The organism is Brenneria salicis ATCC 15712 = DSM 30166, assembly GCF_003315515.1.
Classification (GTDB): domain Bacteria; phylum Pseudomonadota; class Gammaproteobacteria; order Enterobacterales; family Enterobacteriaceae; genus Brenneria; species Brenneria salicis.
The window spans coordinates 1-17526 of the sequence record NZ_QNRY01000011.1 but is presented as its reverse complement, the minus strand read 5'-3'; the positions used below and the strand labels follow the sequence as shown (position 1 = coordinate 17526).

Here is a 17526-nt window from a genome sequence, read left to right as displayed (position 1 = left end):
CATCGCTGAAGGAAATCCGATTATGACATTGTTAACGCGCGTCCAGGCCATCAACTGGAACAAAATCGAAGATGATAAAGATTTGGAGGTCTGGAACCGGCTGACATCAAATTTCTGGTTGCCGGAAAAAGTACCACTTTCGAATGACATTCCATCATGGGGAACATTGAATGCCCATGAACGCCAGTTGACCATCCGGGTATTTACCGGGCTGACGCTGCTGGACACCATTCAAAATACGCTGGGCGCACCCACGCTTATGCCGGACGCCGTCACACCGCACGAAGAAGCGGTATTATCCAACATCAGCTTTATGGAAGCGGTTCACGCGCGCTCCTATAGCTCTATTTTTTCAACACTTTGTCTGACCAGTGAAGTGGATGACGCGTACCGCTGGAGTGAGGAAAATCCGGCGTTGCAGAAAAAAGTGGCCATCATTCTGGCGCATTATCGCAATGACGATCCGCTGATGAAAAAAGTCGCCAGCGTTTTTCTGGAGTCGTTTCTGTTTTATTCCGGTTTTTATCTGCCGATGTACTGGTCAAGCCGGGCGAAACTGACCAACACCGCGGATTTGATACGGCTGATCATCCGGGATGAAGCCGTACACGGTTATTACATCGGCTATAAATTCCAGCAAGGTCTGGCGAAAGCGGACAGTGCGCGTCAGCAACAGGTCAAGAACTTCGCTTATGAACTATTGCAGGATCTCTATGACAATGAAGTGCTCTATACCCAGGAACTGTACGACAGCGTGGGTTGGACGGAAGATGTCAAAAAATTCCTGCACTACAACGCCAATAAAGCGTTGATGAATCTGGGCTATGAAGCGTTGTTCCCTGCCAGCATGACGGACGTCAATCCAGCCATTCTTTCCGCACTATCCCCTAATGCCGATGAGAATCATGACTTCTTCTCAGGCTCTGGCTCTTCATACGTTATTGGTAAAGCAGTCAATACGGAAGATGAGGATTGGAATTTCTAAGGTAACCGCCCTGAAACGACAAACCCCTGAATCATCGCTGATTCAGGGGCTTAGGTAACTATTCCATCAAATAAATAATCAAATAAATAATAGTGGAATACATTATTCACTTCCCAAAAGATTACTCACCCCCCAGGGGCAATATAGGGTCGATTATTGCTTCCGGTACCATTTGCGGAATATGATTCCCCGTCTGCGAATTTGTTGGCTAAGCTTCATGTCGAAACAATAAAACATTCTGCGGATTCGTCTGTGAGGACATTCATACCGTTCTTCTGATCGTCTATAAAGGCAAGGATTCCAGATGGCCAAATTAAGCACTCCACTTTTAGCAAAACCTCTGATTGTCGGAGATACGATTGGTTTTTTCTCCTCATCAGATCCGGTAACAACAACGGCCCCAAATCGCTTTAGCCGTGGGAAAAAATTCCTGGAGGATAAAGGGTTTCTACTTAAAGCAGGCAATTTGACCGGCAAGTCTGATTTTTATCGGTCAGGCACTATTGCTGAGAGAGCACATGAGTTTAATGAACTTGTCCGTGACCCGAAAGTTCGTTGTGTGATGTCGACGATAGGGGGAAATAATAGCAATTCTCTGCTACCTTTTCTGGACTATGACGCTCTCATCGGGGATCCCAAAGTGATAATTGGATATTCGGATACAACCGCGCTGCTTGCAGGTATTTATGCCAAAACGGGATTGATCACATTTTATGGCCCAGCGCTGGTTCCTTCCTTCGGGGAATTCCCCCCCCTTGTTGACTCAACCTATGAATGCTTTATTGATATACTCACCAGGCGAAAAAAGGGTAACTACACTTACAAACTTCTCAGTAAATGGACTGACGAGCGTCTTAACTGGGATGACATAAAACCTGTTCGCCCTAAAACGCTATACAAGAATAACTGCCGTTTTATAGGCCAGGGGCTGATAAAAGGCCGTGTTATCGGGGGTAATCTTAGGGAAGCGAATGGATGCCGGAAATAATGCCCGGCGACATTTTGTTTATTGAAGATAGCATGAAGGACATAGCGACTGTTGAACGTTCATTTTCCATGTTGAAACTGAATGGTATTTTCCAAAAAGTAAGTGCAATTCTCCTTGGTAAACATGAACTTTTTGATTGCTCAGGAAGTGGACGGAAACCCTATGATGTATTGACAGAGGTTTTGGGTGAGCAACAAATCCCCATAGTTGATGGTTTCGATTGCTGTCATACACATCCGATGCTTACTTTGCCTGTGGGCGCAACATTAACTATTGATTTTTATAACGATCAGATATCCATTATGGGACAATATTTATCGGAATAAAAATAATTGCAGAAAAATTTAATAGCGAAGATATTTAGTCTGCGTGTAAATGAGTGGCTAAAGGCGTTGAACTATAAACCCTGCCTGTTATATTGCTAACCTATATCAAGTAACAAAATCAATATCGCCAAACCATATCGAAATTAACATCCATAGCTGAAGGGTCATTAATAGCCTATTAGTTTTGAGTATAAACTTGGATAATGGGAAATTCGATTCCGTATCTCAGCATTTCGTAAAGCGCCTTCGAAAGTGAATCCACTTCTCATTGCGACAGCATTACTTTTAACATTATCTACAGCGCATTTAATAACAAATCGCTGAATATTGGAACTCATACTATTTATACGGCGGGATTGGCGACAAAACTGGTATGATGCCGGTCGGAAAGCCGATATTTTGTCGAACCGGAGAGCGAACAAGATGAAACCACGATTTATTGTTATTGCTGGTGCGTTCTGCCTGACGATGTCGCTGTCTGCCTGTTCCCAGAGGCAAGCGCCGTCACCCGCAGCGACGGAGTTAACACAAACCAGTCAAAGAAAGCTGGTGCAGGAAGAAAAAAACCGGGCGCTGGTGATTGAGTTTTATACCGCCGTTTTAATTAACCACAATGTGGATCTGGCGTATCAATATCTGAGCGAAGATTACATCCAGCACAATCCGTTCATCGCGACAGGACGGGAAGCGCTTGTAACCGCGCTCCGGGACTATTATGCAAGTTATCCGCATGCCGAAAGCCGCATCATTCGCACCGCGACCGACGGCAATCTGGTCTATCTGCATGTTTTCGCCAAAAACGGTCCGCAGGATACCGGAAATGCCGTTGTCGATATCCTGCGCGTTGACAACGGGAAGATTGTAGAACATTGGGATGTAGTGCAGCCCGTGCCACAAACCAGCGCCAACCAGAACGGCATGTTTTAATGTACGGACAAGCGTTATTGTCGCCACGGCAATAACGCTGGATAATCATTTGAAATAATCGCGCAGTATATTATTCAACGCCGGAAATTACTGAAAACCTTCGCACACCATGAAGTGTCCGCATCCGATAAAGATGCAGCGTTTATGCCATTGGTGGCGCAGGTCTTTCAGGCGCTGCCCTGCCTGAAAATCTGCTTCAACTTTCTATTACGACTAAAGGACGACATCTTACCTATCGGCGAGTTGGCGGATCACGTCGTTAATTAATCTGGCGAAAGATGCCGACCACTGTGGCCGTTTAACCTCTCAGTCCGGTTTTTATCACAGATCCTGATCTATCTGACGGTCACGCCGCTGCATCCAGGCGTCACGCACCAGCACATATTCGTCTTCCGCCTGTTCGCGGGCTTCGTCCATGGGGAGCGCGCGCGCTCGCCCATCCACCAGTTTCATGACTTGCAGCGTGTATGCCACTCCGCTGTTTTCCACGTAGCCGATGGGAGACAGAGGTTGGTCACCGACCATGCTCACGGTGTCGCGGACGGTACGTGGGCCGAGTAAAGGCATCACGAGATAACGGGAATCGCGCCAGCCCCATGTGGCAAGCGTTTGCCCAAAGTCCTCACTGGATTGCCTGGATAAGCCGATGTGGGACGCCGGATCGAACAGGCCGCCGATCCCGATAGTCGAGTTGACGACAAAGCGCCCCAATGATTGTGCGCCCTGCCCCGGTCTTCCTTGCAAGGTGTGGTTGACGGCCGTTGTCGGTTCGCCCAGGTTCTTGAAGAACCGCGTCACGCTTGATTGCACCGATTCTGGCGTGATCTTCTCATAGGTGATCGCCAGGGGACGAGTCACGTATTTGTCGATGCCATTGTTGACGCCGTGCATCCGACGGTTGAATCCCTCCCACGGATCGCGCGCGGATCCTTCCGTGCCGGGCGAAACCGCGTCGTTGGCCGACGTCAGGGGAACGGTTTGCGCATCGCCAGCAGACGGCGGTGTGACTGGCTCCGCAGCCGTCCCGGTTCTGGCGGAACCCGCTATCCCCGTTGCGCGAGCGGCTTCCGACGTGGAGGCTGAAGACTCAGCGGCCCGATCAGCGGCAATCGGCGTAGGGGAACTTGAAGCGTCGGCCTTCTGTTGCACGTTATCACCGGCGCAGGCGCTGGTAACCAGCACAATCAGGGTAAGCAGGATGAGGCGGCATGCATTCATAGATGTATTCCTTTCTTGTGAAGAAGGCCGTTGGTCAAGCCGTAATTTTCATCAAGCAGTCCGGCGGCCGGATTTGCCCCCATTCCGCTGCATGGCCCCCGCTATGTATGCCGAAGTCTGAAGGAGCAAATGCGCTGCCGTATTTTCCCTTGACTGGCTTGAGTTGTGGGGCGGTAAGCGATTTATATCATAATGAACGATCGGTCAGTAATGTTTTTTTGCCGGTTTAAACCACTTCAGTATCAGCCCCGTTGGAGAGCGCGGAGTGGTCGGTTGCTCCGGTCCAGGAGGGCGGTAATAATAAAAGAGAGCGTTTGACGACCTCGTGTTTTAAACTCTGACGAACCAGGGCTGCGCCCATTCACTCCTGAACACGAGGGCGGCTAGCCAATATGCGCCCAGTGATGGCGCCTTGCCGGAAGTGATCGAACGATTTGCGGCGAGTGGCATGCGGCATTGTATTCGCTTTGATGCTTACAGCCTTGAACGACGCCAAAGCGAGGGAAACGCTTCCCTCCTGGCCCCGTTAATTCCGCCGGTCGTGTACGGGGGCTGCGCGCAGGCCTTGTGATCCGACGCTCATATGACATTGGCAGTATGAAGAAAAAAAATCCATCAGCCTCCCTGCCCGAGGTTGATCCCAACAAAAAAAAGAAAAGAACGCGTTTGCCTCTTGAAGTTCGGCGCCGACAGATTCTCGATGCGGCCCTGACCGAATTCAACGCCTTGGGCTTTACCGCCGCCAGCATTTCCAGGATTGCCTGCCGAGCGGGTATATCTAAGGCCAACGTTTATGTCCATTTCGCCAGCAAGGACGATATATTCGAGACGCTCCTTGAGCAATTGATGAGCCGCTCGGAAAGCAACTGGAACCTGTTGCGGGATGTGGAAAATGCTGACGAACTTGTCGAGCGTCTTATTGATTTTGCCTACGGTGGACTGACCGACGATACGATTGCGATTGCCCGGCTTCTCATCACTGAAGGGCATCGTGTGCCGCACCTACTCGCAAAATGGGGGGCCGGAAACATGCAGGGACGCAAAGATCGCCAGGCGCTTATCGATGGGTACGTGGCGGCCGGTGTGGTAAAGCCCAGTCCGTTGACCGAAAACTTCAGCGTTGTGATGGCCCCCGTCGTCTATTCGGCGGTAGCTCAGATGGTGATGGACAAGGAGAAGGCGCAGAGAGAGGTGCAGGCCGTCAAAGAGACGCACCGCAAGCTGTTGACCTTGTTGCTACGCCCTGACGAATAGCCGCAGTCCGTATAGTATCCGCCTCCTGTCCGGCGTGGCCAAACGGTCTCTTTTGGCTTGGGCCTCCGGGTCTGCCGCGAAAAGCGCGCCTATATTGTCGAACCGGGTATTTACTGTCTGTTCATTCAATAGTAGAGTACTAATGAACGATCGGTCATTAAGAAATATGTTGTTATCCCGGCAAAATCGTCCGCGCATCAGATACGGGCCAAACCATATCGATCCCACGGTGCGCGGCACGAATCTCAAGCCGGAATAGCCGTTGCCGCGGTAGCGTTAAAAGAGAGATGTCGGCATTGAACCGCGACGCTTTCTTGTCAAGAACAACGTAGTCAATGTTTGCTTTACTTAAGGAACCAATATGGCCTTTCTAACGATTTTTCGTCATGTCTGCCTGATGGCGGCCATCGGCGCTTCGTTCCACGCACAGGCTGAAATCTTTGCGTCATCCGCTTCATCGGCCTCCAGCGCAGGATCGGCATCCAGCGGGAGCGTATCGGATTCGTTAAGCGGATCGAGCGACAGTTCAAAGGATAATGAAAAGACGGCGGGCGGCAATTACCGCATCATTGATGTTGCTGACGCGCCTAACCGCACCGGATTTCGCCGTGTCACCCTGCAAGGCGATGATACACGGCGTAGCCTCGTGCTCGATCTGCCGTTGGCGGTTCTCGACAAGCAAGGCTTGGAGGCCGGCGACATGGTGCTCGCTCAGCAGAGAGTCTACGGTCTGGAATTCGCTCGTGGCGATACGCGGGAAGCTTTTTACCTAGTGCTTGCCGACAACTGGCACGACGATCTCGCCGCACGCGCCGTTACTCAGTGATGAGGAAGGGCTGCCCGTTCGCATGGGTGCTGGCCGTCGTCATGCTAGCCACGGGGTGCGCGAAGCTTCCTGCCACATCATCGTCCCCCATATCATCGTCCCCCACTTCGGCGGGTTCAGATTTTTGTGACCGCCCGCAGCAGTTTTCCGCGGGTCAGCAGGATAGGCTGCTGCGTTTCGCCGCCGTCGTGGACGAAGAACTCGCCGCGACCGACGGGGATGCAGTGTTGATTAGCCGTTCTGGTCTTGACCTCTCGCGTTTTAATATCCGCTATTCACATGCCGCGGTTGCCTTGCGTGGCGAAAATGGGCGATGGACCGCGCGCCAACTCTATTACGCCTGTGATGAAGGGCGGCCGCGTATCTACGATCAGGGGCTTGCCGGGTTCGCGATGGGAACTGAAAATGCATCGCTCGGTTATATCTCGGTAGTCAAGCTCCCTGCGGAGGCGGCGCGAAAGTTGCGTTCAGCGGCGCTCGACTCGCGGCTTGCCTTACGATTGCTGGCGGCGGATTACAGCGCCAACGCCTATGCCTTTGGTCTGGACTATCAGAACTGTAACCAGTGGGTCATGGAGTTGCTCGCCGTGGCGTGGGGAAACCTTGCCGATGGCGAAAACTTGCGCGGGCGCGCGCAAGATTGGCTTCGTCAGGCGCGCTATACGCCTGAACCCGTTGCGATTCCCTCGCGTTGGATGATGTTGGCATCGACGTTTGTGCCGTTGTTGCATCTGGACGATCATCCCAAGGCAGACCGTGAGGCCATGCGGCTGAAAATCAGCTTGCCGGAAACCGTCGAAACCTTCATTCAGGCGCAACTACCTGGCAGCGAACGCCTTGAAATTTGTCATGACGGACGGCGCGTTGTCGTTAGCCACGGCTGGTCTCCCATTGCGGCGGGATGTCAACCGGGCGAGAACGATCGTGTCATCGCCCTGGCTGATTGATAGCGTTTTGGCAATGCCTTCGCAACCGTGTTACCCATCCCGTGAACAGTTTGGTAAAGCCTGGTGATGGATAGGAGACATCCTGTTGCTCATCGCAGCCCCGTTGTTGGATCGCCGAATTCGTTCCCGGCGAATTCGCCGCAATTCGAATTATTCAGAACGGGTCTAATCCCTAAAGTGACTTGATGGTATTGATCCGATCAAGCAACGGCGGGTTGCTTAACCAGCTTAATCTTGCCGACACATGTTGTACGCATCGTCGTTCATTATCAGCCAAATAGCCGATAACTGATAACTGACAGCCGTGCTGATATCATTATTCATCAGCATGGAACATCGCCTATAATACCGATAGCCGTCTTTCCTACCGTACTCTTCAATCCCCACCTTTTGAATAACCGCCATTACCTGCTTCGGATGAACGACGCCATCCTTAACCGATATCAGATTATGTTGTTCAGGTTCCTGTTCTCTGCGCAGCACCTGAGATAAAAAGATAATCGGCGTTTTTTATTTTATCGTGTACCCCATACAGGAAATGAGATATTTCCGAACTCTTAATCACGGCGCCGGCGGGAGGGTTGTTTTTGATATCCTCATTTCTCAGACTAATATAATAGATATCAACATGGGTCATCTGATTTTTAATATATGAAAAACTTAACACCCCAGTTTTGAAACTAATATAATCTCCGACTTTAATGATGAATGACTGAGAATCTTACTGGATTTTGGGCTATCTCTTTCTTTTTTTCAGTACTGGCAAAAGCGCAAAACCAGATAACATTGAGAAGCGGGTTACGGAAGTGGAACATATATGAAATTTATAAAATGACAGGATTTTTATATTTATATGGGTTAAATTGATAACAACTCTAATCAAGAGTATGATATTTAAATATTATGCCTGAGCGTGGGAATATTTAAGCAAGCGAGATAACGGGAATATTCATCGCTGGCACCGTTCCCGATTTCCGAATTAGCAAGGATTTAAATGAGCTAAATACTGTGTTTATTCATAGTTTTCTGCCCCGCTCCTACTGGGCCCAAGGCATAGACAGACAAACTGTCGAAATGTCGAAATGTCGAAATGTCGAAATGTCGAAATGTCGATAAAAATAGTATTTTTTCCGGCGTGTTCCGTCACGGTCGGCGCAACCGTCAGGTCGGTTTTGCCCATATCATTACGGACTTTGACAAATTCGCTTATCTGAGCGATGTTTTCATCAGCGATGAATATCAGGGCACGGATTAGGATTGTGGTTGGCGCAGTGCCACCAGTCAGGCCATGTCTCCTGTGTCTTTAGGGCAGAGGGTATTTTCACAGCGGCGCAAAAGATGAGGTTGGCCGAGTGGCCGCGCAGTATCATTTCACACACCCTGAAGTCTTGCGTGGCATTGTTGAAAGGCTTTGTAACAACGGTAATAAAGGAGGCAAACAAGAAATTCATCAGATATCCTTCAACCATTATGACGGAACGATTATTACTGAAGGCCCGTCGTATACTTCGTGCATTATCGCCAATAATTAACGCTGACATTAACTTCATGACAGAGGGGAATAATACAACATGAGTTTTTTACTGTGATATTTAAATAACCCGCCTCATCTTTTTTTATCATCGCCATTGATTTGGGCTATTCGCAGCTTGGAGCTTATTGCCGGTTTTGTTCGAGAAACCGGCATTCCCGCTGTTTTTTCCCGTCATTTAAGATACGCCGTCAGGTAAAACATCATCTCTATCACTCTATTTTTATATTTTTTATATATGTGCAGAAGGGAAATTGACGACATTTTTATTTTTATTTATCTAAGATTTATCAACACTCAATATGTTGGAGAATTGCTGTGAACATAGGGTTGATAGCTGGCATCGCGCTGGTGTTTTTGTTACTGGCCTATCTGTTTTATGCCCTTTTCCGGGCGGAGGAACTCTGATGGCAGCCGAAGCGTTTTTATTGCTGGCCACCTTTATGGTGGTTTTGCTTGTGCTGGCCCAACCGCTGGGGCGGTGGATGACAACGATGGCGCAGGATTGTTCATTACCCGCGATGGCGGGTGTTGAGCGTTGGATATGGCGTCTGTGTGGGGTTTCAGAGGGGGAAATGTGTTGGCGTCAATATCTGTACGCTATCTTGTTGTTCAACCTGCTCGGCGTGATTTTTTTGTTCGCTATTTTGATAATGCAGGGAATTTTGCCCTTGAATCCGCAGGGGTTCGGCGGGCTGTCCTGGCATTTGGCATTGAATACCGCAATCAGTTTCGTAAGTAACACTAACTGGCAGTCGTATGCCGGTGAATCCACCATGAGCTATTTCAGCCAAATGATCGGCCTTGCCGTACAGAACTTTTTGTCAGCGGCGACCGGGATTGCGGTGCTATTTGCACTGTTCCGTGGTTTTGCCCGCCATACGACGGATAACCTGGGCAATGCATGGCGGGATCTGGTGCGTATTACGCTGTTCGTCCTGTTGCCGTTGTCGTTCATTATGGCGCTGTTTTTGGTTAGCCAGGGTGCGATACAGAACTTCAGCCCGTATTTGACCGTCACCACGCTTGAAGGCGTTCAGCAAACACTACCTATGGGACCGGTGGCCTCGCAAGAAGCTATCAAGATGCTCGGAACCAATGGAGGCGGCTTATTTAACGCTAACTCCGCGCACCCGTTTGAAAACCCGACAGCGTTGACCAACTTCGTTCAAATGCTGGCGATATTAATTATCCCGGCGGCTCTGTGTTTTACCTTTGGTGAGACGGTGGGCGATCGTCGTCAGGGTAAAACCATTCTTTGGGCGATGTCTTTGATGTTCGTGTTGGCGGTCACATTGGTGATGATGGCCGAAGTGAAGGGGAATTCGCATCTGCTGGCATCCGGCGCCGACAGCGCGATGAACTGGGAAGGAAAAGAAAGCCGGTTCGGCATTCTCAATTCCAGCCTGTTTGCCGTCATTACCACCGCTGCCTCTTGCGGAGCGGTAAACGCCATGCATGACTCCTTTACGTCGTTGGGCGGCATGATCCCTATGTGGTTGATACAACTGGGTGAAGTGGTGTTCGGCGGCGTTGGTTCAGGGTTGTACGGCATGTTGATGAATGTGCTGCTGGCGGTATTTATCGCCGGGTTGATGATCGGCCGGACCCCCGAATACCTCGGTAAGAAAATCGGAGTGCCGGAAATGAAGATGGCGGCGATTTATATCTTAATAACTCCCTGCCTGGTGCTGCTGGGCACGGCGCTGGCGATGATGTCCGAAGCCGGTCGTGCAGGAATGCTCAATCCAGGCGCGCATGGTTTCAGCGAAGTGCTGTATGCGGTTTCTTCTGCGGCGAATAACAATGGCAGCGCGTTCGCCGGTCTGTCCGCCAACACCCCTTTCTGGAATCTGTTGCTGGGCGCGGCCATGTTAATGGGTCGCTTCGCGCCGTTCATTCCGCTGATGGTTATTGCAGGATCGCTGGCGTCAAGAAAAACTCAACCGGCGAGTCCAGGCACTTTGCCGACTCACGGCACCCTGTTTGTCGGGCTGATCATCGGTACTGTTTGGTTGGTGGGGGCGCTGACCTTCATTCCGTCACTGGCCCTTGGGCCCATTGTTGAACATTTGCAATTACTGGGTCACTAATTGCCGGAGAATTCTTGTATGGGACATCAATTGCCTTCTCGACAGCGCAAAGCCATGTGGCGTGCCGCGTTCGTCGAGTCTTTCAGGAAGCTCGACCCCCGGATTCAGTATCGTAATCCGGTGATGTTTATCGTATATCTGGGCAGTATTCTGACCACGGTGATCGCAATCGCGATAGCGCCGAACCACGCAGATCACCAGATCGGTTTTACCGTGGCGATCAGCGTATGGTTGTGGTTTACGGTTTTATTCGCCAACTATGCCGAAGCACTGGCGGAAGGACGCAGCAAAGCGCAGGCGGAGAGTCTTAAAGGTATCAAACGCACCAGTTGGGCTAAAAAACTGTATGAAGCCGCGCATGATGCGGAACAGAAAAAAGTTGCGGCGGACAGCCTGCGTAAAGGGGATTTCGTCTTGGTGGAAGCGGGCGATATTATCCCTTGTGACGGCGAGGTTCTGGTCGGCGGGGCTTCTGTGGATGAAAGCGCCATCACTGGCGAATCCGCCCCTGTTATTCGCGAGTCCGGCGGCGATTTTGCTTCTGTCACCGGCGGGACGCGTATTCTGTCCGATTGGTTGGTGATTCAGTGCAGCGTTAATCCGGGAGAGACCTTTCTCGATCGTATGATTGCGATGGTAGAAAGTGCCCAACGTCGTAAAACGCCTAACGAAGTGGCGCTGACCATTTTGCTGATTTCGCTGACTATCGTTTTCCTGTTGGCCACGGCGACCCTATACCCGTTTTCCGCCTGGGGCGGCGCTCCGGTCAGCGTAACGGTGCTGGTGGCACTTTTGGTATGCCTGATCCCGACAACGATCGGCGCGTTATTGTCCGCCATCGGTATCGCCGGCATGAGCCGTATGCTGGGCGCGAATGTGATAGCGACCAGTGGACGTGCGGTTGAGGCGGCAGGCGATGTAGATGTTCTGCTGATGGATAAAACAGGCACCATTACGTTAGGAAACCGGCAGGCCAGCCAGTTTCTTCCCGCCAAAGGGGTGAAGGAAGATGCCCTGGCGAATGCGGCGCAATTGGCTTCGCTGGCGGATGAAACACCGGAAGGGCGTAGCATCGTGATACTTGCCAAAACCCGGTTCAATCTGCGTGAACGGGATTTGCAGAGCCTGGACGCCACCTTTATTCCTTTCTCTGCCCAGACGCGGATGAGCGGCGTAAATATCGGCCAGAAAATGCTGCGAAAAGGTGCGGCCGATGCAATCCGCCGACACGTTGAAAGCAATGGCGGCCGGTTCCCGCAGGATGTGGAGGAACTGGTAGAGAGTGTGGCGCGCAAAGGGGGAACGCCCCTGGTCGTGGCCGAAGACAGTGCGGTGATGGGCGTCGTGGAACTGAAAGATATCATCAAAGGCGGCATCAAGGAACGCTTCGCCGAGTTGCGTAAAATGGGGATCAAAACCGTGATGGTGACGGGCGATAACCCATTAACGGCCGCAGCCATTGCTGCGGAAGCGGGTGTTGACGATTTCCTGTCTGAGGCTACGCCTGAAGCTAAACTAGCGCTGATCCGCCAGTATCAAAGCGAAGGGCGAATGGTCGCGATGACCGGTGACGGCACTAATGATGCGCCGGCCCTGGCGCAGGCGGACGTAGCCGTGGCGATGAACTCGGGTACGCAGGCGGCAAAGGAAGCGGGCAATATGGTCGATCTTGACTCCAACCCCACCAAGCTGCTGGAAGTCGTTCATATCGGTAAACAGATGCTGATGACCCGTGGCTCACTCACTACATTCAGCATCGCCAACGATGTGGCGAAATATTTTGCGATTATCCCGGCGGCCTTCGCCGTGACTTATCCTCAGCTTAATATGCTTAATATCATGGGGTTGCACTCTCCAACGTCGGCAATCATGTCCGCGGTTATTTTCAACGCGCTGATTATTGTTCTCTTAATCCCGTTGGCGCTGAAAGGAGTGAGCTACCGGCCGATGTCCGCTGCTTCTCTGTTACGCCGTAATCTCTGGATCTACGGTGTGGGCGGGCTTGTGGTTCCATTTATCGGCATCAAACTGATTGATGTCATATTGACTCTTCTGGGTCTGGGTTGAGGAGACAGAAAATGAATCTGTTACGTCCCGCAATTTCTTTGTTTATCCTGTTGACGTTGATCACCGGCGTAGGGTACCCGCTGTTGACAACCGGCCTGTCGCAATGGTGGTTTTCTGGTGCGGCAACAGGATCATTGGCGCAGCAAGGCGATCGGGTGGTGGGATCGACCTTGATTGGTCAGAACTTCACTCGTCCAGATTATTTTCAGGGGCGCCCCTCCGCTACGGCGGAAACACCTTATAACCCGATGGCGTCTTCGGGCAGCAACCTTGCGGTCAGCAATCCGACTCAGGACGATGCGATCAAGCAACGTGTGGCTAAATTGCGCAAAGCGAATCCGCAGGCGAACGAGACGGTGCCGGTTGAATTGGTCACCGCATCGGCCAGTGGACTGGATCCGAACATTCACCCGGCTGCCGCTGAGTGGCAAGTGCCACGTGTAGCGCAGGCCCGCCATTTGCCGGAGGAGGACGTCCGTCGTCTGGTTGATGAAAATACTGTTCATCCGTTGCTGTATTTTATCGGTGAACCCGTCGTAAACGTGCTGAAACTGAATATGGCGCTGGATGCATTGCAACAGCGTTAAGGAATTATGATGACGGAAGAGCCTCAGCGCCCGGACCCAGACGCACTGCTGGCGCAGACGGATAACGACGGGCGCGGTAAACTGAAAATATTTTTTGGCGCCTGTGCGGGGGTAGGCAAAACCTGGGCCATGCTTCAGGAGGCGCGCCGCTTGCGTGCGCAAGGCCTGGATGTGCTGGTCGGCGTGGTGGAAACCCACGGCCGCCAGGAAACCGCTGCTTTGCTCGAGGGATTGGAAATCCTGCCTCGGCGAGCTACCGGGCACAACCGTTATCAGGAGTTTGATCTGGATGCTGCGCTGGCGCGGCGTCCCGCCGTTATTCTGATGGATGAGCTTGCCCATTCGAATACGCGGGGCTCCCTCCATCCCAAACGCTGGCAGGATATTGATGAATTGCTTGATGCCGGCATTGATGTTCTGACCACGGTGAATGTCCAACATCTCGAAAGCTTGAATGATGTCGTCAGTGGCGTGACGGGTATTCGTGTGCGGGAAACGGTGCCCGATCCCTTTTTTGACTCTGCATCGGAAGTTGTTTTGGTGGATTTACCGCCGGATGATCTGCGTCAGCGGCTTAAGGAAGGGAAAGTTTATGTGGGAGATCGCGCAGAACGCGCGATTGAGAATTTTTTCCGTAAAGGCAACTTATTTGCCTTACGGGAACTGGCCCTACGCCGCACGGCTGATCGAGTTGACGATCAGATGCGGGCCTGGCGTGACGCCCGTGGGCGTGAAGAGAAAGTTTGGCATACCCGTGATGCGATTCTGTTATGCATCGGCGCTAACACCGGCAGTGAAAAACTGGTCCGTATTGCGGCGCGGCTGGCGGCTAAACTCGGTAGCGAGTGGCATGCCGTGACGGTAGAAACCCCAACGCTGCACCGGCAAGGGGAGACTCGGCGCCGGGCTATTCTGCGAACGCTGCAACTGGCACAGAATATGGGCGCTGTTACCGCTACCTTGTCAGACCCTAATGAAGCGGAAGCCGTGTTGCGTTATGCGCGGGAGCATAATTTGGGCAAAATTATTGTGGGGCGCCCGCCGCAACGCCGCTGGCGTTTTTCTCATCGTTTCGCCAGCCGTTTGAGCCGTCTCGGACCGGATTTGGATCTGGTGATTGTGGCACTCGACGACATGCCTGAGATCAGTAGCGGGCGAGTCGCTGCTTCGCGCGTTTCAACTGAAAAATGGCGTCAGAAATTACGCGGTTGTCTGGCGGCAGCCGCGCTGTGTATGTTGATTACGCTGGTATGCAAATGCCTGCTGCCTGGTTTTTCACTGATTAATCTGGTGATGATCTATTTGTTGGGCGTGGTGTTGATCGCGATTGGTTTTGGCCGCCTTCCGTCAGTCGTGGCCGCAGTGCTTAACATTATTGCGTTTGATCTGTTTTTTGTGGCGCCGGCAGGCTCTTTCGCCGTGATGGATGCACAGTATCTGGTGACTTTTTCGGTTATGTTGGCGGTAGGCGTGATCACTGGCAATATGACCGCGGGGGTGCGCTATCAAGCCAGAGTCGCCAGGCACAGGGAACAGCGCGCCCGTTATCTTTATGAACTGGCCGATGGATTAAGCCGGGCGCTTCTTCCGGCAGACGTCACCCAAATTTGCCAGCAGGTTGTCAGCGCCGCGTTGCTTGCCCGTTGCGAAATCTGGCTTCCCGATAAACAAGGCGTCCTGGTCGCGCCGTCGGAGCGAAGGCTGAATACGATGCCGGATCCCGCTATTATCAAATGGAGCTTCGATAAAGGGCAGGTTGCCGGCGCTGGTACGGATACGTTGCCGGGCGTACCTTATAAGATTCTCCCGCTGGCTTCATCCGGGCGGACGCTCGGGCTGTTAGTCATTGAGCCCAGTAATCTGCGCCATCTGATGATCCCTGAGCAACAGCGTTTGCTGGATACCTTCCTGGTCATCATTTCCGGTGCCCTTGAGCGGCTTGAACTCACCCGGCGAGAACAGCAATCACGTCTGGCGGCAGAGCGTGAAGAACTCAGAAATTCACTGCTTTCAGCCTTGTCCCATGATCTGCGCACTCCCCTGACGGTGCTTTTCGGCCAGGCCGAGATACTGATGCTGGATTTGTCGGAAGAAGGATCGAAATATGTACAACAGGCAAATGAGATGCGTCAGCAAACGCTGAGCACCATTAGCTTAGTGAATAATATGCTGGACATGGCGCGCATTGAATCTGATGGTTTTCGTCTGAAAACGGACTGGGTTTCGCTTGAGGAGGTTGTGGGGAGTGCGCTGAAGTCGCTGGAAACCATCCTGTCTACGCATAGCGTTCAACTGGATTTGCCTAAAGAGATGGTGCTGCTTCAAGCCGACGGGCCTCTGCTTGAACGCGTTTTTGTCAACTTGCTGGAAAATGCGCTGAAATATGCGGGCAATAAGTCGACAATTGGCATAAAAGCTCACCTACTGCCCGGAAAAATAAGGATCGACGTCTGGGATAATGGACCAGGTATCCCGCCTGGCAAGGAGCAGCAGATTTTTGAAAAATTCATTCGAGGACGTGAGGAGTCGGCTATCCCAGGCGTCGGGATGGGATTGGCTATCTGTCGCGCTATTGTAGCGATGCATCATGGTGAAATTAAAGCAACCAATCGTCCTGAGAACGGTGCCTGTTTTACCCTTATCCTCCCTTTGCCACCAGTGCCGCTGTTAGCGGAAAATCTGGAGGAGAACCTGTGAAGAACATACTGATTATCGATGACGAAAAGCAAATTTGCAGATTTCTGCGTACTGCGCTGGAGAGTGATGAGATCAAGGTATATGAAGCGGATACGCTGGCCAGGGGCTTAAGCACCGCGGCGGCCAGGCAGCCCGATCTGGTGATTCTCGATCTGGGACTGCCCGACGGCAATGGCATTTCGTTCATCCGGGAATTTCGACAGTGGAGTGATAATCCCGTGATCGTGCTTTCCGCACGCTCGGGCGAAGAGGATAAAATCGAAGCATTAGATTTGGGTGCTGACGATTTCCTTTGCAAACCATTTGGCATCGGGGAACTACAGGCAAGAGTACGCGTCGCGCTCCGGCGTGGTGAACATGAGAAGGAGCAGGTAGTCACTTTTGGCGATGTTACCGTCAACCTCAACGCGCATACCGTGACACGCTCCGGCGAACATATCCACCTGACGCCGACTGAATTCCGCTTACTTGCCCTGTTAGCGGGCAATCCCGGGAAAGTGCTAACGCAAGCACAGATTTTGAAGCATGTCTGGGGACCTAAAACGGACAATAGCCAGTATCTGCGCATTTATATGGGCCATCTGCGTCAGAAACTGGAAGCACAACCAGCACAGCCAGCGCATTTTATTACAGAGAATGGCGTTGGATACCGATTCGTACAGTGATTTAGTCAGCCGGATATTCGGACCTGTCATGCTGGTGTGGTTTATTACCCTGGTTGCCCTAGGCAGAGAGGGATCGTGATGAATGCCGGCGTGTTGAAAGCACTGAACCCTGCGGTTGCACTGGCGTGCTTTGTTCAGCACAAAACACTCCCCTTTGCCGCATTAGGCATGGTTATTGTTGCCGTCACCGGTGCGGAAGCGCTTTATGCCGACATGTAGCATCTGGGTAAGGCTCCGATCAGAATAGTATGGTTATTTTTAGCGATGCCCTCCCTGATTCTTAATTATTTCGGCTAAATAACTGCGCCTAATAGTAGATCACTGAAGGGAACTCAATCCGGTTTGAGCGATCTGATCAATCGCCAAATCAAAACAAATCACCAACCGGACTGAGTTATGCCGATCATAGCATTCA

14 protein-coding genes and 2 pseudogenes are annotated in these 17526 nt (G+C 51.7%); 15 read left to right on the top strand and 1 reads right to left on the bottom strand.

Annotated features, from left to right (window positions below):
* Window positions 1-22 precede the first annotated feature (22 nt).
* The 4 genes and pseudogenes from nrdF (at window position 23) to DES54_RS19355 (ending at window position 3489) form a co-directional block, all read left to right on the top strand.
* Entirely contained in the window at window positions 23-985 is a 963-nt protein-coding gene (nrdF, locus tag DES54_RS06890; RefSeq protein WP_113865855.1) for a class 1b ribonucleoside-diphosphate reductase subunit beta, read from the top strand.
* 304 nt (window positions 986-1289) lie between these two features.
* Window positions 1290-2299 (top strand): annotated as a pseudogene (locus tag DES54_RS06885) (S66 family peptidase).
* Between the two features lie 423 nt (window positions 2300-2722).
* Window positions 2723-3226 (top strand): nuclear transport factor 2 family protein, encoded by a 504-nt coding sequence (locus DES54_RS06880; protein WP_113865853.1) that lies wholly within the window; start codon window positions 2723-2725, stop codon window positions 3224-3226.
* Between the two features lie 149 nt (window positions 3227-3375).
* Complete coding sequence (locus DES54_RS19355) at window positions 3376-3489, top strand: DUF7916 family protein (protein WP_439329957.1); 114 nt, start codon at window positions 3376-3378, stop codon at window positions 3487-3489.
* A 58-nt stretch (window positions 3490-3547) separates the two neighbouring features.
* Here the strand turns inward: DES54_RS19355 and DES54_RS06875 are convergent, their stop codons facing one another.
* Window positions 3548-4444, bottom strand: a complete 897-nt coding sequence (locus DES54_RS06875; RefSeq protein ID WP_113865851.1) for an MlaA family lipoprotein — start codon at window positions 4442-4444, stop codon at window positions 3548-3550.
* Between the two features lie 597 nt (window positions 4445-5041).
* On the opposite strand from DES54_RS06875, the gene DES54_RS06870 reads away from it, so the two are divergent.
* The 11 genes and pseudogenes from DES54_RS06870 to DES54_RS06815 all read left to right on the top strand — a co-directional run.
* Window positions 5042-5698 carry a TetR/AcrR family transcriptional regulator gene (locus tag DES54_RS06870; RefSeq protein WP_113865849.1) on the top strand — a complete coding sequence of 219 codons (657 nt, stop codon included), beginning with the start codon at window positions 5042-5044 and terminating at the stop codon, window positions 5696-5698.
* A gap of 361 nt (window positions 5699-6059) precedes the next feature.
* Window positions 6060-6524: a hypothetical protein gene (locus DES54_RS06865; RefSeq protein WP_113865847.1), complete on the top strand. Its 465-nt coding sequence runs from the start codon at window positions 6060-6062 to the stop codon at window positions 6522-6524.
* A 41-nt stretch (window positions 6525-6565) separates the two neighbouring features.
* Window positions 6566-7471 carry a DUF2145 domain-containing protein gene (locus tag DES54_RS06860; RefSeq protein ID WP_113865968.1) on the top strand — a complete coding sequence of 302 codons (906 nt, stop codon included), beginning with the start codon at window positions 6566-6568 and terminating at the stop codon, window positions 7469-7471.
* Window positions 7472-8561: 1090 nt separating this feature from the next.
* The gene (locus DES54_RS18550) at window positions 8562-8726 is read left to right on the top strand and encodes a hypothetical protein (RefSeq protein WP_169050426.1); all 165 of its coding nucleotides are present in this window, start codon (window positions 8562-8564) and stop codon (window positions 8724-8726) included.
* Window positions 8727-9320: 594 nt separating this feature from the next.
* Window positions 9321-9410 carry a K(+)-transporting ATPase subunit F gene (gene kdpF, locus DES54_RS19095; RefSeq protein ID WP_113865842.1) on the top strand — a complete coding sequence of 30 codons (90 nt, stop codon included), beginning with the start codon at window positions 9321-9323 and terminating at the stop codon, window positions 9408-9410.
* Window positions 9410-11095, top strand: coding sequence for a potassium-transporting ATPase subunit KdpA (gene kdpA, locus DES54_RS06840; RefSeq protein ID WP_113865841.1), 1686 nt, complete (start codon window positions 9410-9412; stop codon window positions 11093-11095). The genes kdpF and kdpA overlap by 1 nt, the downstream gene beginning before the upstream one ends.
* Before the next feature lie 54 nt (window positions 11096-11149).
* Window positions 11150-13162 (top strand): potassium-transporting ATPase subunit KdpB, encoded by a 2013-nt coding sequence (gene kdpB / locus DES54_RS06835; protein ID WP_427846348.1) that lies wholly within the window; start codon window positions 11150-11152, stop codon window positions 13160-13162.
* Between the two features lie 11 nt (window positions 13163-13173).
* Window positions 13174-13749, top strand: a complete 576-nt coding sequence (gene kdpC / locus DES54_RS06830) for a potassium-transporting ATPase subunit KdpC (protein ID WP_113865839.1) — start codon at window positions 13174-13176, stop codon at window positions 13747-13749.
* Between the two features lie 9 nt (window positions 13750-13758).
* Window positions 13759-16446, top strand: a complete 2688-nt coding sequence (gene kdpD, locus DES54_RS06825; RefSeq protein WP_113865838.1) for a two-component system sensor histidine kinase KdpD — start codon at window positions 13759-13761, stop codon at window positions 16444-16446.
* Complete coding sequence (gene kdpE, locus DES54_RS06820; RefSeq protein WP_113865837.1) at window positions 16443-17111, top strand: two-component system response regulator KdpE; 669 nt, start codon at window positions 16443-16445, stop codon at window positions 17109-17111. Before kdpD ends, kdpE begins: the two co-directional genes overlap by 4 nt.
* Window positions 17107-17405: pseudogene (locus DES54_RS06815) on the top strand (KUP/HAK/KT family potassium transporter); the annotation flags it as partial. The gene kdpE and the pseudogene DES54_RS06815, both read left to right, overlap by 5 nt.
* Between the last annotated feature and the right edge of the window lie 121 nt (window positions 17406-17526).

Coding starts and splice junctions, on each gene's coding strand:
- nrdF (WP_113865855.1), top strand. CDS start 23: ATGACATTGTTAACGCGCGTCCAGGCCATCAACTGGAACAAAATCGAA.
- DES54_RS06860 (WP_113865968.1), top strand. CDS start 6,566: ATGCTAGCCACGGGGTGCGCGAAGCTTCCTGCCACATCATCGTCCCCC.
- kdpC (WP_113865839.1), top strand. CDS start 13,174: ATGAATCTGTTACGTCCCGCAATTTCTTTGTTTATCCTGTTGACGTTG.
- kdpD (WP_113865838.1), top strand. CDS start 13,759: ATGACGGAAGAGCCTCAGCGCCCGGACCCAGACGCACTGCTGGCGCAG.
- DES54_RS06875 (WP_113865851.1), bottom strand. CDS start 4,444: ATGAATGCATGCCGCCTCATCCTGCTTACCCTGATTGTGCTGGTTACC.
- DES54_RS06865 (WP_113865847.1), top strand. CDS start 6,060: ATGGCCTTTCTAACGATTTTTCGTCATGTCTGCCTGATGGCGGCCATC.
- DES54_RS06880 (WP_113865853.1), top strand. CDS start 2,723: ATGAAACCACGATTTATTGTTATTGCTGGTGCGTTCTGCCTGACGATG.
- DES54_RS06870 (WP_113865849.1), top strand. CDS start 5,042: ATGAAGAAAAAAAATCCATCAGCCTCCCTGCCCGAGGTTGATCCCAAC.
- DES54_RS18550 (WP_169050426.1), top strand. CDS start 8,562: ATGTCGAAATGTCGAAATGTCGATAAAAATAGTATTTTTTCCGGCGTG.
- kdpB (WP_427846348.1), top strand. CDS start 11,150: ATGTGGCGTGCCGCGTTCGTCGAGTCTTTCAGGAAGCTCGACCCCCGG.
- kdpA (WP_113865841.1), top strand. CDS start 9,410: ATGGCAGCCGAAGCGTTTTTATTGCTGGCCACCTTTATGGTGGTTTTG.